Origin of the sequence: Conexibacter sp. W3-3-2 (assembly GCF_009707605.1) — a bacterium.
GTDB classification, from domain to species: domain Bacteria; phylum Actinomycetota; class Thermoleophilia; order Solirubrobacterales; family Solirubrobacteraceae; genus Paraconexibacter; species Paraconexibacter algicola.
In genome coordinates, this window is the sequence record NZ_WLYW01000001.1 from 3,504,938 (window position 1) to 3,525,735 (window position 20,798).

The 20,798-nt window shown below is 72.5% G+C and carries 16 protein-coding genes and 1 pseudogene; 12 read left to right on the forward strand and 5 right to left on the reverse strand.

The annotated features are described in order from the left end of the window. The first annotated feature begins 44 nt into the window (after positions 1 to 44). The 8 genes from GKE82_RS16985 (at position 45) to GKE82_RS17020 (ending at position 7,901) form a co-directional block, all read left to right on the forward strand. Positions 45 to 1,025: a hypothetical protein gene (locus GKE82_RS16985; protein WP_154734105.1), complete on the forward strand. Its 981-nt coding sequence runs from the start codon at positions 45 to 47 to the stop codon at positions 1,023 to 1,025. Continuing rightward, a complete protein-coding gene (locus GKE82_RS16990) occupies positions 1,022 to 1,348 on the forward strand; it encodes an MmoB/DmpM family protein (protein ID WP_154734106.1) in 327 nt (108 codons plus the stop codon). The genes GKE82_RS16985 and GKE82_RS16990 overlap by 4 nt, the downstream gene beginning before the upstream one ends. A gap of 31 nt (positions 1,349 to 1,379) precedes the next feature. After that, the gene (locus tag GKE82_RS16995; RefSeq protein WP_154734107.1) at positions 1,380 to 2,954 is read left to right on the forward strand and encodes a GMC family oxidoreductase; all 1,575 of its coding nucleotides are present in this window, start codon (positions 1,380 to 1,382) and stop codon (positions 2,952 to 2,954) included. 4 nt (positions 2,955 to 2,958) lie between these two features. Further along, entirely contained in the window at positions 2,959 to 3,351 is a 393-nt protein-coding gene (locus GKE82_RS17000) for a hypothetical protein (protein ID WP_154734108.1), read from the forward strand. Positions 3,352 to 3,424: 73 nt separating this feature from the next. Next, the gene (locus GKE82_RS17005; protein WP_154734109.1) at positions 3,425 to 4,606 is read left to right on the forward strand and encodes a CdaR family transcriptional regulator; all 1,182 of its coding nucleotides are present in this window, start codon (positions 3,425 to 3,427) and stop codon (positions 4,604 to 4,606) included. A gap of 80 nt (positions 4,607 to 4,686) precedes the next feature. Beyond that, on the forward strand, positions 4,687 to 4,902 hold the full coding sequence (locus GKE82_RS17010) for a hypothetical protein (RefSeq protein ID WP_154734110.1): 216 nt from the start codon (positions 4,687 to 4,689) through the stop codon (positions 4,900 to 4,902). Between the two features lie 73 nt (positions 4,903 to 4,975). Beyond that, positions 4,976 to 6,130 (forward strand): LuxR C-terminal-related transcriptional regulator, encoded by a 1,155-nt coding sequence (locus tag GKE82_RS17015; protein WP_154734111.1) that lies wholly within the window; start codon positions 4,976 to 4,978, stop codon positions 6,128 to 6,130. A gap of 127 nt (positions 6,131 to 6,257) precedes the next feature. Further along, a complete protein-coding gene (locus tag GKE82_RS17020; protein ID WP_154734112.1) occupies positions 6,258 to 7,901 on the forward strand; it encodes a long-chain fatty acid--CoA ligase in 1,644 nt (547 codons plus the stop codon). Between the two features lie 9 nt (positions 7,902 to 7,910). Here the strand turns inward: GKE82_RS17020 and GKE82_RS17025 are convergent, their stop codons facing one another. After that, a complete protein-coding gene (locus GKE82_RS17025) occupies positions 7,911 to 9,725 on the reverse strand; it encodes a hypothetical protein (RefSeq protein ID WP_154734113.1) in 1,815 nt (604 codons plus the stop codon). Positions 9,726 to 9,845: 120 nt separating this feature from the next. On the opposite strand from GKE82_RS17025, the gene GKE82_RS17030 reads away from it, so the two are divergent. Both GKE82_RS17030 and GKE82_RS17035 read left to right on the forward strand, forming a co-directional pair. Further along, a complete protein-coding gene (locus GKE82_RS17030; protein WP_309233669.1) occupies positions 9,846 to 10,589 on the forward strand; it encodes an alpha/beta fold hydrolase in 744 nt (247 codons plus the stop codon). 169 nt (positions 10,590 to 10,758) lie between these two features. Then, a complete protein-coding gene (locus tag GKE82_RS17035; protein ID WP_154734114.1) occupies positions 10,759 to 12,576 on the forward strand; it encodes an AMP-binding protein in 1,818 nt (605 codons plus the stop codon). A gap of 28 nt (positions 12,577 to 12,604) precedes the next feature. On the opposite strand, the gene GKE82_RS17040 is transcribed toward GKE82_RS17035, so the two are convergent. After that, positions 12,605 to 14,071: a hypothetical protein gene (locus GKE82_RS17040; RefSeq protein ID WP_154734115.1), complete on the reverse strand. Its 1,467-nt coding sequence runs from the start codon at positions 14,069 to 14,071 to the stop codon at positions 12,605 to 12,607. 196 nt (positions 14,072 to 14,267) lie between these two features. Between GKE82_RS17040 and GKE82_RS17045 the strand changes: the two genes are divergently transcribed. After that, positions 14,268 to 15,347, forward strand: coding sequence for an alkene reductase (locus tag GKE82_RS17045; RefSeq protein WP_154734116.1), 1,080 nt, complete (start codon positions 14,268 to 14,270; stop codon positions 15,345 to 15,347). Positions 15,348 to 15,398: 51 nt separating this feature from the next. On the opposite strand, the gene GKE82_RS31550 is transcribed toward GKE82_RS17045, so the two are convergent. The 3 genes and pseudogenes from GKE82_RS31550 to GKE82_RS17055 all read right to left on the reverse strand — a co-directional run bounded on the left by GKE82_RS31550 (position 15,399) and on the right by GKE82_RS17055 (position 20,117). Then, positions 15,399 to 17,672 (reverse strand): carboxyl transferase domain-containing protein, encoded by a 2,274-nt coding sequence (locus GKE82_RS31550; protein WP_375337048.1) that lies wholly within the window; start codon positions 17,670 to 17,672, stop codon positions 15,399 to 15,401. Further along, positions 17,664 to 18,980: pseudogene (locus GKE82_RS31555) on the reverse strand (acetyl/propionyl/methylcrotonyl-CoA carboxylase subunit alpha); the annotation flags it as partial. The pseudogene GKE82_RS31555 and the gene GKE82_RS31550, both read right to left, overlap by 9 nt. Positions 18,981 to 18,983: 3 nt before the next feature. Beyond that, on the reverse strand, positions 18,984 to 20,117 hold the full coding sequence (locus tag GKE82_RS17055) for an acyl-CoA dehydrogenase family protein (RefSeq protein ID WP_154734118.1): 1,134 nt from the start codon (positions 20,115 to 20,117) through the stop codon (positions 18,984 to 18,986). Between the two features lie 64 nt (positions 20,118 to 20,181). Here GKE82_RS17055 and GKE82_RS17060 point away from each other — a divergent pair, with 64 nt between their 5' ends. Further along, on the forward strand, positions 20,182 to 20,784 hold the full coding sequence (locus GKE82_RS17060) for a TetR/AcrR family transcriptional regulator (protein WP_154734119.1): 603 nt from the start codon (positions 20,182 to 20,184) through the stop codon (positions 20,782 to 20,784). Positions 20,785 to 20,798 lie beyond the last annotated feature (14 nt).

Here is a 20,798-nt window from a genome sequence, read left to right on the forward strand (position 1 = left end):
GCCGCGGCGACGAAGACGAGCGCGCGTTCAACTACTTCACCCCGGTGAAGCGCCGGGCGTCCGTCTACGAGGACGTCACGATCGACACGCAGCCGTCGATCCACCGGCACGTCGACCGTGGCTGGCAGCTCTCGTTCGACGGCGTCCACGGCGTGTGGAGCGACGACTCGACCCGCCTCGAGGTCGCCGACTGGTACGACTTCCGCGACCCGGCCGGCTGGTGGGAGCGGAACTTCTACCAGCTGGGCACGCAGCGGGAACGGGAGATCGACGGCGCCGTGAAGCAGGGCAACGCCGACGGGCTCTTCGCCGACTTCGACCCCGACTGGGTCGAGTTCCTGCGCGTGAACCTGCAGGTCCCCGCGTTCGTCCAGCACGGCCTGTGGCTGGCGACCGCCTCCTGCGGGCGCGACACGCTCTCGGACACGCTGACGCACGCGATGGTCATGCAGGCGGCGCTGAAGCAGCGGTTCGCGCAGTCCCTGGTCCTCTACGGGCTGGACCTCGAGCCGCATTTCGGGCCCTTCCCGATCGACACCGCCCGCGAGCGGTGGCTCGAACATCCGGCCTGGCAGCCGACGCGCAACTACATCGAGCGTCTGCGCACCGTGGTCGACTGGGGCGAGTCGATCGTGGCGATCAACCTCTGCTTCGAGCCGATCGTCGGCGTGCTGATCCAGCGCGAGCTCGGCATGCGGGCCGCGATCGCCAACGGCGACACGGTGACGCCCGCCCTCGGCCGCGTCGCGCAGCTCGAGTGGCAGTGGGTGCGTGACTGGACGTCGGCGTTCACCGATCTTGTCCTGGGGGACGAGACGCACGGCGAGCGCAACCGCGAGCTCGTCGCCGGGTGGATGGCCGACTGGTTGCCGCTCGCGTTCGACGCCGCCTCCGCGCTCAGTGGCATGGTCGACGAGCTGCCGGTGCAAATCGACTTCGCCTCCTCGCTCGACCGGACGGTCGGCGACGCCCAGAGCCTCTGGGAGAGCGCCGGCGTCGCGGACCTCGTCGTGGTGCCCGCATGAGCGGCGAGGCAACGAGTGCCGGGGGCACCTACGACTACGTGGGGATCGTGATGGCGCGTAGCGCCGAGGGCGATGCGGTCGCCGACGCGCTCCGGGGCAAGCCCGGCGTCGAGATCATCAAGCAGCCGTCGTTCTGGGACATCCGCTGTCCCGATCGGCTCGAGATCGACTACGACGAGGTCTCTGAGGAGCTCGGGACCGACGTCGACGCCTACACGATCCAGCACGAGATGTCGACGCACTACGGCCGCATGGTCACGACCGACGACAAGCTGATCCTCTTCGCCGACCCGGTCGAGGCGATGGAGTTCCTGGGCGGCTGACCGCCCCACCCGACCAGCAGGAGAACCATCTATGTACGACTACGTGATCGTCGGCGCAGGCTCGGCGGGATGCGTCCTGGCCGCGCGCCTCAGTGAAGACCCGGAGGTCCGCGTCTGCCTCGTCGAGGCCGGTGGCGAGGACACCGACATGGAGATCCACATCCCGGCCGGCTTCGGCGCGCTCTTCAAGAGCCGGCGCGACTGGGACTACTCCACCGAGCCGGAGGCAGCGCTCGGAGGACGGCGGATGTATCTGCCCCGGGGCAAGATGCTCGGCGGCTGCTCCTCGATGAACGCGATGATCTACATCCGGGGCAACCGGGTGGACTTCGACGAGTGGGCCGCCGCGGGTGCCGCGGGCTGGGGGTACGAGGACGTGCTCCCGTACTTCCTGCAGTCCGAGGACAACGAGCGCGGCGAGAGCATGCACCACGGCGCGGGCGGTGAGCTGTCCGTCATGGAGAGCCGCTCCATGCATCCGCTCGCGACGGCCTTCGTGGAAGCCGCCAAGCAGGCCGGCCATGAAGAGAACCCGGACTTCAACGGCGCCCGTCAGGAGGGTGTCGGCCGGTACCAGGTGACGCAGCGCGACGGCATGCGTGAGTCGGCCGCGGCGGCGTTCCTGCGCCCGGCCGAGGACCGGCCGAACCTGACGATCGTCACCGACGCGCTGGTCTCCGACGTGATCATCGAGAACGGTCGGGCGACCGGGGTCCGGGTCGACCACCCCGATCACGACCAGCTCCTCGCCGAGCGCGAGGTCATCCTCTCGGCCGGCGCGTACGGGTCCGCCCAGATCCTCATGCTCAGCGGGATCGGACCGGCCGCGCAACTCGAGGCGCTCGGCCTCGACGTGGTCGCGGACCTCCCGGTGGGCCAGAACCTCCAGGACCACTGCATGGTCCTGCTCAACTACGTGACCGAGGGCGTGGAGTCGCTGCTCACGGCAATGACCGACGAGAACGTCGAGCTGCTCGGCGCTGAGGGCACCGGGCCGCTGACCTCGAACATCGGCGAGGCCGGCGGGTTCATCCGCACGCGGGCGGGCCTGGACGGCCCGGACTGCCAGTTCCACTGCGCACCCGTTGCGTTTTTCGAGGAGGGCCTGGGGCTGACCGACAAGCACTGCGTCGCGTTCGGTCCCGGTGTGGTCAAGCCCACGAGCCGTGGCGAGCTGACGCTGCGCGGACCGAGCCCGTACGTGAAGCCGCGGATCGTCCACAACTTCCTCGGCTCGCCCGAGGACCGCGCGACGATCGTGGCCGGGCTCCGTGCGGCCCTGCAGATCGCCGAGCAGCCCGCGCTACGGGCGGTCATCACCGGCGAACTGGTGGTCCCCGCGGCGGACGCGTCCGACGAGGAGCTCCTCGAGTTCGCGAAGGACAACCTGCAGACGATCTACCACCCGACGTCGACCTGCGCGATCGGCGCCGTCGTCGACCCAGAGCTGAAGCTTCTCGGGATCGAGGGCCTGCGGGTGGCCGACGCCTCGATCATGCCGACGATCGTCCGTGGCAACACGAATGCGGCCTGCATCATGATCGGCGAGAAGGCCGCCGCGATGATCAAGCAGGACGCGCTGCGCGAAGCGCCGGCGGTGGCCTGACCGCATGCCGCCCTCGTTCGAAGGCACGTCCGGAGTCGCCGCGCCCGACGCGGTCGCCGACGCCTACCTGGCGCTCGTCGAGCAGATTGCCGCGGCGACCGCGGACCCGCGGGCGGCCGCCCGCCTCTCGGCGCCCGACACCGTCATGCGGCTCAGCGTGGCGGGGCGGCCGGACCTCGCCTGCACGCTGCACTTCACGCAGTCGCCGCACGTCGGTGCCGGCGACGACGACGCCGACGGGGAACTGATGCTCGAGGAGCCCGCGCTCGCCACCTTCTGGGAGGTCTCGCCCGCAGCTCAGGTGTTCCGGGGCCAGGCGCACTACAGCGGGCGGGTCCGCGGAGCGTTCGCGGTCTTGCCGATCGTGCGCGCGCACGCCCGTGGCCGTTTCGACTGACCCGATCACGGCGCTGGCCGGCGAGGACGGTCTACCGCGCGTCCTCGCCGCACTCGAAGCGAAGCTGGATGCGATGGTGGACGCTGCAGTCAAGGCGATCTTCGCCGACCTGCCCGCGTACCGCGGCAACCCGGATCCGGCGTTGCGCGAGGACGTCACCCATCACGTCGGTGAGCACTACCGGCGGATCCTGGACAGCTTCGGCCGGGAGCAGCCGATCTCCCGGGACGACCTCGATCTCACGCGCCGTCACGCCGCCCAGCGCGTCGGGCAGGTCACGGTCGCCGACTTCATCGGCGCGTTCCACATTGGTCAGCGCGTCCTGTGGAACGAGACCCATGCGGTCGCGGACGACGAGCCCTCGCGGCTCGCGGCACTCCGACTCGTCGAGCCGATCACACGGTACTTCGAGGTCGCCACCACGCACGCCGCCGAGGTCTATCTCGAGGCGCAGCTTCTGCTGGCGGCCACCGGGGAACGTCGGCGTCGAGACGCACTGGAGGACCTCCTCACGCGGGCGCTGGGGGCGGTCCAGCGCCACGATGACACCCTTCATGCGGTCGGGCTCGGCGCGCGCGGTGACTGCATCGTCGTGACCGCCATGCCGATCGACACGCAGGTCGACGACGACGAGCACGCGATCCGTGGTGCCGCCGCCGCTCTGTCGCGGGCACTGAAGCTGCGGCTCGCCCCGCTCGTGGTCCTGCGCCATCGCGAGATCGTGATCGTGGCACCGGCTCCGTCGCCCGAGGACGTCGGAGAGGTCGTGGAGCGGCTGCGCGGTGTGCAGCAGCGCCAGGCCGCGGACGGGATCGTCCTGGCCGTCGCCATGAGTACGGTGCACCACGGTGTCGCCCGGACCGCGGACGCCTACGAGGAAGCCGCTGCGACCCGTGACCTGCTCCTCGTGGAGGGAGGCCTGGCCGCGCTGCCGGCGATGTCGGCGTTCGACTACCTCACCATCCGCAACGACCCGACGGCCCGCCGGCTCGTCCCCGAGGCCGTCGCGCGGTTCGTCCGCGAGGACCTGGCCGGCGGCGGGACCTCCGTGGCGACCCTGCGCGCGTACGTCGCGGCGAACCTCAACGTCAAGCAGGCGGCCGCCGACCTGCACGTCCACGTGAACACCGCGCACTACCGACTGGGACGCATCGCCGAGCGGACCGGCGCGGATCCGCGCCGGATCGACGACGTGATCGAGCTGGTCATCGCCTCGCGCCTGGTCGCGGACGACCCAGGGCCGGGCGCGCTGTGATCGGCTCACAGGCGCGTGGTCGGCAACCTTGGGTGTGAGGACCATGGGCCGGATACGGGTGCCCGACGTAGCGTCGACCCATGTCCACACAGCACGATTCGCACACCTCGATCAACGTCCGCGCCCGGATGCTCCCGGCGGCCAGAGACGCAGCAAGCCTCGTCCCGGACGCGTCGTCCAGCCCGATGGCCCGGGTGACGTTCTTCCTGGTGGCAGCCGCCGTGGTGGTCCCGGCGACGGCCGGGACCTTCTTGTTCTTCCGCATGTTGATCGACTACTTCTTCTTCAACTTCTAGTCCCTGCGCGAGGGGCGGGCAGGACATGTACGGTCGTGGCAGCGCTTGGGCACCGCGGACGGCGGGAGAGGCGATGACGCGACGACGATCAGACGGACACGAGGCGGAGGTCTCCGCCGACGCCGCGCGCGAGCTGTTGGCTCGCGTCGACGCCCTGCTCGACGGGGACGAGAGCGACGCGCGCGCCGAGCTCGGTGTCGAGCAGGCGCTGCAGCTCGCCGAAGGTCGGCTCCTCGCCGCCGTCCGGGCGACGAGCGCCAACGCGAGGACCGACGACCTGGCGTCGGTCCTCTCCGAGGTCTTCGAGGCGCGAGACACGGTCCGTCAGGCGTCGGTACAACGCCGCCTGGAGGCGAGCGACCGTGTCCGGCGCGCGTTGAGCGAGCTGCGCTCGGCACCGACCGCGGCGGCGGTCATGGACCGGGCGGTCAAGGTGCTCTGCACGCACTGCGGGTTCGACCGGGCGTTCCTGTTCCGCGTGGAGGACGCGGAGATGGTGTGCGAGAGCATCCACTACGTCGAGCGGCCCGAGTGGGCGCAGGAGTTCTTCGACCTGGCGCAGGTCGAACGCCCACAGTTGACCCACCAGCTCCTGGAGACCGAGATGATCCGCCGCCGCGCGCCGGTCATCATCCAGAGCCCGGCCACCGACCCCCGCACCTTCAAGCCGCTGGTCCTCCCGGTCCAGACGACGTCCTACGTCGCCGCACCGGTCATGCCGGACGACAAGGTGATCGGCTTCCTGCATGCGGACTGCTTCTTCCAGGGGCGCGAGGTCGACGAGGTCGACCGCGACACCTTGTGGGCCTTCGCGGAGGGGTTCGGCTTCGCGGTCGACCGGGCGCTGCTGCTGGAGCGCCTGAACGCACAGCGCGAGGAGGTCTCCCGCCTGGTCACCACGACGCACCAGGTCCTCAACGCGCTCACGGATGCCGAACTGCGGATCACGCGGGCCGCGCCCGACTCGGTGCGCCTGTCGGGAGCAGCGGCCTCCGCGCTCCTGCCGCTGACGCCCGCACCCACCGGGTCCCTGTTGACACCGCGGGAGCACGAGGTCGTGGCCCTCATGGCGGAGGGGGCGACGAATGCGGCCATCGCGCGGAGGCTGGTCGTGTCGGAGGCCACCGTGAAGTCGCACGTCAAGAACGTGTTCGGCAAGCTGCGGGCCAGCAACCGCGCCGAGGCGGTGGCGAAGTACCGCCGGATCCACGGTGAGGCGGTCGGATGAGGATTTCCACGAACGTCCGGACGGTCGCTTAGCGCGTTGATGCTTGACCCCCGCTCGCGCTGCCCGGTAGACACTGGACTCCAGCGCGCACCGCTGCCGTCTTTCCACCCCTGAGGGAGCTGTCCAGATGCTCGAAGGTCTCGTCCAGAACGATCACCCGCTGACCGTGGGGATGATCCTGCGCCGCATGAGGACGGTGAACGGGGACTCCGAGGTCGTGACGCTCCGCGCCCCGGGGCAGATCGACCGGGCGACCTACCGCGAGGTCGGTGACCGGTGCGACCTCCTCGCGGACGCGCTCTCCAAGCTCGGCGTCGGCGAGGGCGACCGCGTAGGCACGTTCATGTGGAACAACCAGGAGCACCTCGAGGCCTACTACGCCATCCCGGCGATGGGCGCGGTCCTCCACACGCTGAACCTGCGGCTCTTCCCCGAGCAGCTCGTCTACATCGTGAACCACGCGAAGGACAAGGTCATCATCGTCAACGACTCGGTGATCCCGCTCCTCGCGCCGCACACCGACAAGTTCGAGACGGTCGAGAAGTACATCGTGGTCGGCGACGGAGATGCGAGCGCGCTCCCGGCCGACAAGGTCATCAAGTACGAGGACCTCCTCGCGAGCGCGGAGCCGGGCTTCCAGTACCCGGACATCGACGACCGCAGCGCCTCCGGCCTCTGCTACACGTCCGGCACCACGGGCGACCCCAAGGGCGTCCTCTACTCCAACCGCTCGACGTTCCTGCACGCCATCGCGTCCGGCATGACCGACTCGCTCGGCGTGTCGGGCAACGACATCGTCCTTCCGGTCGTCCCGATGTTCCACGCGCAGGCGTGGGGTCTCGCGTACGCGGCGCCGCTGGTCGGCGCCAACCTGGTGATGCCGGACAAGTTCCTGCAGGGCGAGCCGCTGGCGAAGCTCATCGAGGGCGAGAAGGTCACCGTGGCCGGCGCGGTCCCCACACTGTGGATGGACCTCCTGCGGTACGCCGACGAGAACAAGCCGGACCTCTCGTCCCTGCGCTGCGTGCCCTGTGGTGGCGCCGCGGTCCCGAAGTCCCTCATGGAGGCCTTCCAGGAGCGCCACGGCGTCCTCATCGTCCAGGCCTGGGGCATGACCGAGACCTCGCCGCTGGGATCGGTGGCCCGGCCGCCGCGCGGCGTTTCCGACGAGGAGGCGTGGTCCTACCGCACGACCGCGGGCCGGATCGCCCCCGGCGTCGAGGCGCGGATCACCGATGACGAGGGAGGCGAGGTCGCGTGGGACGGCGAGTCCACCGGCGAGCTCGAGGTCCGCGGGCCGTGGATCGCGAGCGCGTACTACGAGACCGACGCACCGGAGAAGTTCCACGACGGCTGGCTGCGCACCGGTGACGTCGCCGCGATCAACCCGCAGGGCTACATCCGCATCACCGACCGGGCGAAGGACGTCATCAAGTCCGGCGGCGAGTGGATCTCCTCCGTCGACCTCGAGAACGAGCTGATGTCGCACCCGGCGGTGCGCGAGGCGGCGGTCATCGCCAAGCCCGACGAGCGCTACACCGAGCGCCCGCTCGCCTGCGTCGTGCTCGACGAGGGCAAGGAGGTGCAGGCCGGGGAGCTCGCGTCGTTCCTGCTCGACCGCGTCGCCAAGTGGTGGATCCCGGACGAGTACGCGTTCATCGAGGAGGTCCCGAAGACCTCCGTCGGCAAATTCGACAAGAAGGTCCTGCGCGCCCGCCTGGAGGACGGCGAGCTGACCGACCGCCAGACGGTCGAGAAGATCGGGGCCTGACGGCGCCGCTCAGCGGACGCGGACGGTGCGCGCGAGCGTGCGCGCCGTCCCCCGCGGCGCCCGCACGGTCACCCGCAGGGTGACCCGCGCGCCGCGCCGCAGCACCCGCCGTGCGAGCGCACCGCGCGCCCGCACGGTGACCGACCGCGTCGCCGCCGCGCGCAGCATCAGCCGCGCCGGGGCGACCAGGTCGCGGGCGCGGCCACCGCGCCGGACGCGCAGCAGCACGGTCGCTCGGACGGTGAACGGCTCGCGGTTGCGGACGGTCACGCGCAGCCGGCCGCCCGTGCGGCGCACGACGGTCGCCGGGAGCGTGATGCGCGGGGTGCGGCCGAACGTCGTGCGCACGGGCGCGGGGGCGTTCCCGGGACCCGTCCCGGGCGCCGGCGTGCCGGGCGTCGGGGTCGGCGTGGTGGCGGGCGGCACGACGGTCGTCGGGATCTGGGCGAGCACGATCCGCCGGGTCGCCGGGGCGCCCTGCGCGAACAGCACCGCGGTGGACCCGTCCTGCTGCGCGGCGGCCGTCAGCGTCTCGGTGTCGTTGGACACGACCGGGCCCGCGCCGGGCACCGACAGGGTCTCCGGCGCGCCGAGCGTCGCGCCCGTCCCGGAGGCGACCATCGCGACCGGGTCCTGACCGGCCGGCGTGTCCTTCCAGGCGACCGCCCCGAACCCGGAGGCCCCGACCGCCGCGACCGGCGTCGACGCCGCGGTCGGCGTCCCGGTGTCCGCGCGCGTCCCGGTCAGCCAGGAGCCCGCCTCCAGGCGCGAGGCGAACGTGGCGAAGGTCAGCTGCCGGGGGCTGGCGACGAGGCCCTGCGCCCCGTCGGGGCTGATCGCGATGGACGGGAACTCGGCGCCCTCCGGCGGGTCGGCGGGGAGGCCGTCCGCGACCTGGGGCGCGGCGACGGTGCCGTCGGGCGCGATGCGGCGCACGAGCACGCGCGGCCGGTCCGTCGCCCCGTAGGTGAAGAGCTCGCGGAACGCCACGTGCGCGGTGCCGTCCGCGGTCGCGGCGACGTCGGTCATGTCCGAGAGCGTCGCGCGGGGCCTGCCGTCGAGCGTCGGGACCGACAGCTCGGTCACCGGGCCCGCGGTCGTGCCCGTGAGGCGGCGGGCGAGCACGTCGAAGCTGCCCATGTCCGTCTCGGTCCACGTCATCACCGCGCCGCCCGGGTAGGCGGCGACGTCGGACTCGGTCTGCCCGCCGGGTCCGGCGGCCTCCTCGGCCGCGGTCCGGTCGAGGATCCCCGACGGGTCGATCGCCGTGCCGCCGCCGACGAGGCTCCAGTCGCCGGCGGGCGAGGCGAGGTGCGCCGCCCGCACGTTCGGGTTCGCCCCCTGCGTGAAGGTGATGTACGCGCTGCCGTCGGAGGCGGCGTCGAGGTCGAACGCGCGCACGACGTTCAGCGGCACGACGTCCTTCGTCGTGAACGGCTGGCCGGCGGCGGGCGAGACGGCCGCGCGCAGGAGCCCGTCGCCCGGCCCGACACGCCACGCGACGACCGCCCCGCCGGTGCCGAACGCGGCGACCTTCGGCTCGGAGACCGCGGCCGCCGCGCCGGTGCCCGCCGAGAGCTGCACGGGCGCCGACCAGGTCCCGCCGGCACGGCGGCTGACGAACACGTGGTCGGTGCCGCCGACGGCCTTGGTGTAGGCGAGGATCCCGGTCCCATCGGGCGCGAGGTCGATCCCGCCACCGACGCGCACGTCGGCACTCGGGCCGTCCACGGTCGTGACGACGGGGGCGGCCGTGGCCGCAGCGGGGAGCGCGGCGAGCGCGGCGGCGGCGAGGACGGTGGCGGCGGGGAGGGTCGGGCGCACGGAGCGATCCTGTCGGTCGGGGGTCGATCGGACAACGCGCCTTCCCCCGGGAAATGCCGGAGCGCACCGCGCCTTGGCGCGTCGGCGCTATCTGGTGTGGTGGGGCGTAGACTCGCGCCGGTGGAGGTGGCCGGCGTCGACGTCCTGGACCTGCCCGGCGATCCCGCTCGCCGGCCGCTCGTCCTGCTGCACGAAGGGCTCGGCTCGATCGGCCTGTGGCGCGACACGCCGCGGACCCTCGCGGGCGCCACCGGGCGTCGCGTCGTCGCCTACTCGCGACCGGGGCACGGGCGCAGCGCCCCGCCGCCCGGCGGTGCCCGCACCGCCGCCTTCTTCGACCGCGAGGCTGACGTCGTGCTCCCCGCCCTCCTCGACGGGCTCGGGATCACCGCGCCGCTGCTCGTCGGGCACTCCGACGGGGCGACGATCGCGCTCCTGCACGCGGCGCGCCACCCGGTCGGCGGCGTCGTCGCGATCGCGCCGCACGTGTTCGTCGAGACCGACGCGGTCGGTGGGATCGAGGACGCCGTCAGGGCCTTCGAGGAGGGCGACCTGCGCGCCCGCATGACCAAGCACCACGACGACCCCGACCACGTCTTCCGCTCCTGGAGCGACCTCTGGCTGGACCCGCGCTTCTGGAGCTGGACGATCGAGGACGAGATCGCGCCGCTGGCCGCACCGCTGCTGCTCGTGCACGGCGCCCGGGACCACTACGGCACCCTCGCGCAGCTCGACCGCATCGAGGCCGCGGTCTCGGCGAGCCGCGTCCAGCGGCTCGTCGTCGACGCCGGGCACAGCCCGCACCTCGACCGGCCCGAGGTCCTGCGCGACGCGATCGCGGGCTTCGCGGCCGGACTGCCGTGAGAACGGGCTGATCGACTCCCCGTCGGAGGGACGATCTTCCCCCCGACGGGTGTCGGTTCGGGTGGCGCCGGACGTCCGCAGCGTGCGAAACTCTTGTGTGTCGGCGCGCACACGTTGACCGAGCACCCCGTTCGACTTCCATCCGACGCACACCTCTGAGGAGAGCTGCATGTCCCTGTCCGAAGCGCCCGGCGCGGCATCCATCGACGACGTCCTCGCGAACGCGAACACGCTGTGCGAGCTGTTCCAGGGCACCGCTGCCCGCGCAGGTGACGACGTCGCCCTGCGCACCGTCGGCGGCGCCACCGAGCTGACCTGGCGCCAGTACGCGGAGCGCGTCGAGGCGATCGCCGCCGGCCTCGCCAAGCTCGGCGTCGGTCGTGGCGACACCGTCGCGATCATGATGACCAACCGTCCCGAGTTCTCGCTCGTGGACTGTGCCGCCATGCACCTCGGCGCCACCCCGTTCAGCGTCTACAACACGCTGCCCGCGGAGGACGTCGCGTACCTCTTCTCCAACGCCGGCAACAACGTCGTCGTCTTCCAGGAGGCGTTCGCGGGGGTCGTCCGCGAGGCCGCCGCGAAGAACGGCGTCGAGCACCTCGTCTGCATCGACGCGGAGCTCGAGGGCACGATCAGCCTCGCCGACCTCGAGGCCGCCCCGGCCGACGGCTTCGACTTCGAGGCCGCGTGGCGCGCCGTCGAGCCCGACGACGTGCTCACGCTCATCTACACGTCCGGCACGACCGGCCCCTCGAAGGGCGTCGAGCTGACCCACAAGAGCATGATGGCCGAGCTGCGCGGCATGGCCGAGGTGCTGCCGCTGCAGCCGAAGGACCGCACGATCTCCTTCCTGCCGCACGCGCACATCGCCGACCGCTGGGCGACCTACTACTCGCACATGGTCCACGGCGGCTCGGTCACGAGCATCAGCGACCCGACGCAGCTGCTGCCCGCGCTGCACGAGGTCCGCCCGACGATCTGGGGTGCGGTCCCGCGCATCTGGGAGAAGTTCAAGGCGGCGCTCGACGCGGGCATCGCCGCCGAGGAGGACCCGCAGAAGAAGGCGGGCATCGAGAAGGCGCTGGAGGTCGGGCACCAGTACCAGGCGCTCAAGCGCGCCGGTCAGCCGGTCCCGGCGGAGCTCGAGGCCGCGCACGCCAAGCTCGACGAGCTCGTCCTGTCGCAGCTGCGCGCGAAGCTCGGCCTCGACCAGGTCCGCTGGATCGTCGTCGGCGCCGCCCCGTCCCCGGCTGCGCTGCTCGAGTTCTTCGGGGCGATCGGCCTGCCGCTGCTCGAGCTCTGGGGCATGTCGGAGATCTCCTGCTGCGCGATCGTCAACCCGCCCGAGGGCAACCGCATCGGGACCGTCGGCAAGCCGATCCCGGGCGTCGAGGTCCGCGCCGGCGAGGACGGGGAGCTGCAGGTCCGCGGCGACATCCTCATGAAGGGCTACCGCAACCAGCCCGAGAAGACCGCCGAGACGATCACCGAGGACGGCTGGCTGCTCACCGGTGACATCGTCGAGATCAGCGACGACGGCTACGTGAAGATCGTCGACCGCAAGAAGGAGCTGATCATCAACGCGGCCGGCAAGAACATGTCGCCGTCGAACATCGAGGCCCAGCTCAAGAGCGCGCACGCGCTCATCGGTCAGGCGATCGCCATCGGCGACGGCCGCCCGTACAACGTCGCGCTGCTCGTGCTCGACCCGGACGCCGTCGCGGTGTTCGCGCAGAAGCTCGGCCTCAGCGGGGACGACGCGACGCCCGCCGCGGTCGCCCAGCGCGACGACGTCAAGGCGGCCATCGCCGCCGCGGTCGAGTCGGCCAACGAGCACCTCGCGCGCGTCGAGCAGATCAAGCGCTACGCGATCCTCGGGGACGAGTGGCAGCCGGGTGGCGTCGAGCTGACCCCGACGATGAAGCTCAAGCGCAAGCCGATCAACGAGAAGTACGCCGCGGAGATCGAGGCGCTCTACGCCTGACCTGACGGCCGGCGGGGTCGCGATCACGTCATCGCGACCCCGCCGCGCTCAGCGGACCGAGACCAGCGAGACCTGCGTCTGGGTGGACACGCGGCCGGCGTCGTCGGTCGTGCGGGCGATCACGTCGAGGTACACCGGGTCGCCCCCGCGGAGCCTCGCGAGGCGGCGGCGCTCCGGCGCCGACAGGCGGAACACGCGCGTCGTGCGCTGCTGGCGCTGCAGCGAGAACGACTGGCGGGCCAGGCGGCGCCGCGTGTTCTTCGGCGAGCCGGGGAGGACCAGGTCGACCGTTCCGCGGCAGCCCGTGGCGGTGCCCATGGTGCAGCTCAGCGGCACCCGCACCTGTCCGCGGCGCGTCGCGGGCCGACTCCCGACCGCGACGAACGTCTGCGGGCACGTGCCCTTCGGGGCGTGCGTGGCGGTGGTGCTCCAGGGGGAACGAGGCGGCGTAGACGCACGTGGGCGTGCTGACCGACAGGACGTCGCCGTCGAGATCGGCCAGCACCGGCGGGGCGAGCGGGAACGACACCGTCGAGGTGCTGCCCGCGAGGCCGGTGACCGCGAGGACCACCGCGCCCGCCGCGGTGACGCGCGCGCTCGGCCGGGCCAGGTGCAGGACCCGCCCGGACGAGATCGCGACGACCGCGCCGGTCACGTCCTGGCGCAGCACCCGGGGCGCCGTCGCCTGCGGGGACGCGACGAGCAGGTCGAGCCGCTCGGTCGCGGACGTCGAGGAGGACGAGCGGCCGATCGCGACGATCGTGCCGTCGGCGTCGACGTCGAACGGGACCGTGGCGGCGCCGCCGCCGTCGGGGGCGACGCTCCGCGGGACGGCGACGGCGTAGCGCTGCTCGCCGGAGGCGAGGTCGTAGACGGTGATCGTGGTGGCCGGGGCCGACGGCGACGTCTCGGTGGCGATCGCGACGTTCGTGCCGGCGACGCGCGCCTCGATCACGGCGTCGGGGCCGATCTGCCGGCCGGCGGTCCCGGCGGCAGGGTCTCGGGCGACGATCCGCCCGGCCCCGAACTCGCGCTCGGCCTCGAAGGTCACGAGGGTCTCGCCGCCGTAGCCGACGACGGTCGAGAACGGCCGCGCGAGCCCCGGTCCGCCCGCGGTCACGGCGAACGGCCCGCCGAGCGGTCCGCTGAACGTCTCGCCGGCCAGCGCGGTCGGCTCCTCGTCGTCGAGCGCGGTGCGCAGCCGCGTGACGCCGAAGGCCAGGCGGGTGAAGGAGCGCGCGACACCGGCGGCGAGGCCGTACTCGCGGCGGCCGGCGGGACGGGAGGTCGAGACCGTGCGGGTCGGGCCGCCCGGGCTGCCGACGCGCGTGCGCACGCGGTTGGACGGGAGGTCGCGGACGGTGAAGGCGAACCCGCCGCCGCCGGCGGCGAGGGCGTCGGCGGCGCCGGCGGCGGCGGGCGCCAGGTCGGCGGCGAGGGCCGGCGACGGGAGGGCCAGGAGGGCGAGGGCGGGGAGCAGGGGACGGAGGCGCACGGGCGTGGCTTTCTGGACCGGGGGTCGTGGGGCGCGGGGATCGCGCTCGTAGGTGGAACCGGGCAGCGGCGAGGAACTTACGCGAGCCGTCGGAGTCGATCCAGCGGCCGTCCGCGTGCCCGCGTGGGGCGGGCGGCGGGGCGTCCTTCACGGGAACGCCACAGGCCGAGGGTGGCGTAGTTGTATGGTCAAGTACATGCCCTACCCGAACCTCTTCTCCCCCTACACGCACGGCGACCTCTCGGTCCCGCACCGGATCGCCCTCGCGCCGCTGACCCGCAACCGCGCCGTCGGCACCGTCCCCGGCCCCCTCAACGCCGAGTACTACGCGCAGCGCGCCAGCGCCGCGATCCTCGTCACCGAGGGCACGCAGCCCGCCGCCGACGGGCAGGGCTACCTCGACACGCCGGGCCTGCACTCCGACGAGCAGCAGGCGGGCTGGAAGCTCGTCGCCGACGCGGTCGCCGAGGCGGGCGACGGCAAGCTCGTCGTCCAGCTGATGCACTGCGGTCGCGTCGCGCACTCCTTCTACACCGGTGAGCAGCCCGTCGCCCCGTCCGCGATCGCGGCCGCCGGCGAGGTCTTCACGCCCGAGGGCATGAAGCCCTACGAGGAGCCCCGCGAGCTGCCGACCGACGAGCTCGCCCGCATCCGCGACGCGTACGTCGACGCCGCCCGCCGCGCCCGCGCCGCCGGCGCCTACGGCGTCGAGCTGCACGCCGCCAACGGCTACCTGCTGCACCAGTTCCTCGCCTCCGGGACCAACCAGCGCACCGACGGCTACGGCACCGACGTCGCCGGCCGCGTCCGCTTCGTCGTCGAGGTCGTCAAGGCCGTCGTCGCCGAGATCGGGGAGCGCCACGTCGGCATCCGCGTCTCGCCCGGGCACCAGTTCAACGACATGAGCGAGGCCGACGCGCGCGAGACCTACGACGCGCTCTACGCGGAGCTCGCCGCGCTCGACCTCCTCTACGTGCACGTGCTCGACACGTCCTCGATCGTCGGCTACGACGTCCTCGAGCAGGCCCGCAAGGCCTACCCGGGCACGCTGATGGTCAACGAGGGCTTCACCCAGGAGTGGGACGTCGACGGCGCCGACGCGCTGATCGCCGACGGCAAGGCCGACCTCGTCGCCTACGGGCGCCGCTTCCTCGCCAACCCCGACCTGCCCGCCCGTCTCGAGGCCGGCGCCGAGCTCAACGAGCCCGACGACTCGACCTTCTACCAGGGCGGCCCGAAGGGCTACACCGACTACCCGACGCTCGCGAACGCCTGAGCGCGTTCCGCCGGCGCCCGGCCACCGACGCGGTGGCCGGTGCGGGCGGGGCTACATCCGGTACAGCGGCCGCGTGGGCTCCGGTACCGGCGCGCCGGCACAGGCGCTGAGCGCGAGCGCCACGACGCGGCGGGTGTCGCGCGGGTCGATGATCCCGTCGTCCCACAGCCGCGCCGACGAGTAGTAGGGGTGGCCCTGCGTCTCGAACTGCTCCTCGATCCCGGCGCGCAGCTGCTGCTCCTCCTCCGCCGGCCACTCGACGCCGCGGGCGGCCAGCTGGTCGCGGCGCACGGTCGCGAGGACGGTGGCGGCCTGCTCGCCGCCCATCACGCTGATCCGCGCGTTGGGCCACATGAACAGGAACCGCGGGTCGTAGGCGCGGCCGCACATGCCGTAGTTGCCGGCGCCGAACGAGCCGCCGACCACGACCGTGATCTTCGGGACGCGCGCGGTGGCGACCGCCGTGACCATCTTCGCGCCGTCGCGGGCGATGCCGCCCGCCTCGTACTCGCGGCCGACCATGAAGCCCGAGATGTTCTGCAGGAACAGCAGCGGGATGCCGCGCTGGTCGCACAGCTCGACGAAGTGCGCGGCCTTCCGCGCGCTCTCCCCGAACAGCACGCCGTTGTTGCCGACGATCCCGACCGGGTGGCCGTGCACGTGCGCGAACCCGGTGACGACCGTCTCGCCGTAGTGCTCCTTGAACTCGTGGAAGCGGCTGCCGTCGACGACGCGGGCGATGACCTCGCGCACGTCGTACGGGGTGCGCGGCGACGGGGGGACGACGTCCAGCAGCGTGTCCGGGTCCAGCGCCGGCGCCTGCGGGTCGCGGGTCGTCCACGGCGGGGCGGGCGCGTCGTTCAGCGTCGCGACGATCGAGCGCACGCGGTGCAACGCGTCCGCGTCGTCGGCGGCGAGGTGGTCGGTCACCCCGGAGGTGCGGGAGTGCAGGTCGCCGCCGCCGAGGTCCTCCGCGGAGACCTCCTCGCCGGTCGCCGCCTTCACCAGCGGCGGGCCGCCGAGGAAGATCGTGCCCTGCTCCTTGACGATGACGGTCTCGTCGCTCATCGCCGGGACGTACGCGCCGCCCGCCGTGCACGAGCCCATCACGCACGCGATCTGCGGGATCCCCTTCGCGGACATCTGTGCCTGGTTGAAGAAGATCCGGCCGAAGTCGTCCTTGTCGGGGAAGACCTCGTCCTGCTGGGGCAGGAACGCGCCGCCGGAGTCGACGAGGTAGATCGCGGGCAGGTGGTTGCGCTCGGCGATCTCCTGCGCGCGCAGGTGCTTCTTGACGGTGATCGGGTAGTAGGTGCCGCCCTTGACGGTCGCGTCGTTGGCGACGATCACGCACGGCCGGCCGGACACCATGCCGATCCCGGTGACGATCCCGGCGCCCGGGGCGGCGCCGTCGTACATGCCGTGGGCGGCGAGGGGGGAGAGCTCCAGGAACGCGCTGCCGCGGTCGCACAGCCGCTCGACGCGGTCGCGCGCGAGCAGCTTGCCGCGCTTCAGGTGCCGCTCGACGGCGACCTCTCCCCCGCCGGCATGTACTCGCGCGAGTTGGTCGCGGAGGTCCTCGAGCAGCGCCTCGTGGGCGGTGCGGTTGGCCTCGTCGGGCCGGGCGGTGCTGCGCAGGACACGGCTCACTCGTCGTTCTCCTTCTCGGGCTCGACACTGGCGACGAGGTCGCCGACGGCCACCCGGTCCCCCCTGCGCGACGCGGACCTCGGCCACGACGCCGTCCATCGGCGCGGCGAGCACGATCTCCATCTTCATCGACTCCAGCACGACGATGGGGTCGCCCTCCTTGACGCTCGTCCCCTCGGGCGCCCGGACGTCCAGGATCAGGCCCGGCATCGGCGCCGCCAGCGACCCGGTGGACGTGGCGCTGCCGTCGGCGGCTCCGGTGAGCTGACGGACGGGGAGGGCCCAGCCGTCGCGACCCACCCAGATCGTCCCGTCCGGCGCGATCGCGTAGCGGACCGCGTGCCGCAGGCCGTCGAGCGTCACGGCGACGGTGTCGGCGTCGACCCGGGCCACGGCGGCCCCGGTCCACGTCCGGGTCTCGTCGTCCAGCGTGATCTCCGCGGCGTCGGGCGACCCGGTCAGGACCACCTCGCGCTCGGCGCTGTCGTCCCCCACGACGAGCCGCCACCGCAGGCGACCGGAGCTCCCGACGCGCCAGCCGTCCCGGGCCGCGAGCGGGTCGCCGTCGGCGGTCGTCTCGCGCGCGAGCAGGGTCCACAGCAGTGCCGTCGTGGCGAGTGCCTCGTCGGCCGGCGGCGCGGGAAAGGTCAGCCGCTCGACCTGCGCGGTGTCCATCTTCGCCGCGCGAACGTCGTCGTCACGCAGCAGCGCGCGCAGCGGGAAGGCGTTGGTCTCCAGTCCCAGGACGGCGGTGCGGGCGAGCGCGCGGTCCAGCCGCGCGAGCGCGGTCGCGCGGTCCGGCCCGTGCGCGATGACCTTTGCGAGCATCGGGTCGTAGTCGGTCCCGATCGTCATGCCGCCCTCGAGCGCGCCGTCGATCCGGACCCCCGGATCACCGAACGGGAAGTGCGCGGCGAGCACGTCGCCCGCGCTGGGGAGGAACGCGGCGGTCTCCGCGTACAGGCGCGCCTCGACGGCGTGACCGCTGACACCGATGTCCTCCTGGGTGACGGGCAGCTCCTCCCCCGCGGCGACGCGCAGCTGCAGCTCGACGAGGTCGACGCCGGTGATCAGCTCGGTCACCGGGTGCTCGACCTGCAGCCGGGTGTTCATCTCCAGGAAGAAGTGCTCCGCCGGGTCGGCGGCGTCGGCGATGAACTCGATCGTGCCTGCGCCGACGTAGCCGCAGGCCTTCGCGAGGGCGACGGACTCGGCACCGAGCTGCGCGCGGAGCTCCGGCGACACGACCGGGGACGGCGCCTCCTCGATGACCTTCTGGTGGCGACGCTGCAGCGAGCACTCACGCTCGTTCAGGTGGACGACGTTGCCGTGGGTGTCGGCCATGACCTGCACCTCGATGTGGCGCGCGGTCTCGACGTAGCGCTCGATCAGCAGCTGGTCGTCGCCGAAGGCGGACTGCGCCTCGCGGCGCGCGGCCTGCAGGGCGTCGGGGAGCTTCGTCGCCTCGTCGACGACGCGCATCCCGCGTCCGCCGCCACCCGCCGCCGCCTTCACGAGCAGCGGGTACTTCTGACCCTCGGCCCAGGCGAGGAGGTCCTCGTCGGTCAACCCGTCCCGGTGGATGCCGGGGACGACCGGCACACCCGCGTCCTCGGCCGCGCGCTTGGCGGCGGTCTTCGAGCCCATCAGCTCGATCGCGCTCGCCGGCGGGCCGATCCAGGTGAGGCCGGCGTCGGCGACCGCCTGCGCGAACGCCGCGTTCTCCGACAGGAAGCCGAAGCCGGGGTGGATCGCCTGGGCGCCCGTCCGCTTCGCGGCGTCCAGGAGCAGGTCGGCCTTCAGGTACGACTCGCCGGGCGTCCTCCCCCCGATCGCGACGGCGACGTCCGCCGCCTTCACGTGCGGCGCCTCGCGGTCGGCGTCGGAGAAGACCGCGACGGACTCGATCCCCATCGCGCGCAGCGTGCGAGCGATGCGGACCGCGATCTCGCCGCGGTTGGCGATGAGGACGCGCTCGAACATCTTTCAGGCGCCGAGGGCGCGGGAGATGACCATGTGCTGCACCTCGTCGGTGCCCTCGCCGATCGTGAGGATCTTCGCGTCGCGGTAGTGGCGGCAGACGGGGTACTCCTCGATGTAGCCGTAGCCGCCGTGGATCTGCACGGCCTCCCCGGCACAGCGCACCGCGAGGCGGCCCGTCTTGAGCTTCGCCTGCGCGGCGGTCAGTGAGAAGTCGCGGCCCTGGTCCTTCAGCCACGCGGCCTTGTAGGTCAGCAGGCGCGCGGCCTCGATCTCCGTCGCCATGTCGGCGAGCTTCGTCTGGATCGCCTGGAACTTGCTGATCGACTTGCCGAACGCGACGCGCTCCTTGGAGTACGCGAGCGCCTCGTCGAGGCAGCCCTGCGCCAGGCCGACGCCCATCGCGGCGACGCCGATGCGGCCGATGTCGAGGATCCGCAGGAACTGCTTGAAGCCCTGGCCGCGCGGACCGAGCATGTTCTCGTCGGGGACCTCGACGTCGGTGAACGTCAGCGGCCGCGTGTCGGACGCGTTCCAGCCCATCTTGCGGTACGGCTCGCCCTGCTCGTAGCCGGGGGTGCCGTTGGGGACGATGAAGTTCGTGATCTCGTCGTCGCCCGTGCGGGCGGTGATCGCGACGTGGCCGGTGATGTCGGTGCCGGCGTTGGTGATGAACTGCTTGGCGCCGTTGATCGTCCAGGTGCCGCCGTTCTCGGTGGCGCGGGTACGCGCGTTGCCCGCGTCGCTGCCCGCCTCGGGCTCGGTCAGGCCGAAGGCCCCGAGCGTGCGGCCGGCGCAGAGGTCGGGCAGGAGCTCCTGCTTCTGCGCGTCGTTGCCGAAGAGGTAGATCGGCTGGGTGCCCAGCGAGGTGTGGGCGCACATGGTGATCGCCACGGACGAGTCGATCCGGGTGAGCTCCTCGACGGCGATCGCGTACTGCAGCGAGGTGCCGCCCGCTCCGCCGACCTCCTCCGGGAAGGGGATGCCCATCCAGCCCAGCTCGCCCATCTTGGCGACGAGCTCGTACGGGAACGACTTCGTCCGGTCGAGGTGCTCGGCCACGGGGCGGACCTCGCCCTCGGCGAACTCGCGCACGGTGCGGCGCAGCAGCTCGGTCTCGTCGTCCAGGTCGAAGAACATGCCCCGACCATAACCGAATGATCGTTCGAAGTTCTAGTAGTCGTTCGGTAAACTGGCGCGCGACGTGCGTGAGCCGCCCACAAGACCCGCCCTGCGCGCGAAGTACGACCGCAAGCAGCAGGAGCTCGTCGACGCCGCCGCGCGGCTCTTCGCACAGCAGGGCTACGCAGCGACGTCGATGGCCGACCTCGTTGCCGCCACCGGCATGACGGCGGGCGGCATCTACCACTACATCGACGGCAAGGAGGCGCTGCTCGTCCGCATCTGCGACGAGCTGCTCGACCCGCTCCTGGAGCGCGCGTCCACGCTCGTGGGGGAGTTCGACGGGCCGCCCGACGCCGAGCTCCGCGCGCTGGTGCGTGCGTGGGTGGAGCACGTCGAAGGCCACCTCGACCACATGGTCGTCTTCCTCCAGGAGCGCCGCGTCCTCGAGGGCGACCCGCAGTGGAAGCGCGTGCGCGACGCCCGCAAGCGGTTCGAGCGGCTGCTCGACGACGTGCTCGCCCGCTGCGCCGACACCGGGCTGCTCGCGGTCGAGGACCGGTCGATCGCGCTGCGCGCCCTGCTCGGCGCGGTCAACCACACGCCGCAGTGGTACCGGCGCGGCGGCCGGCTGGACGCGGCCGCGATCGCCGACGGGTACTGCGCGCTCGTGCTGCGCGGCTGAGCCTGCGCCGGCGG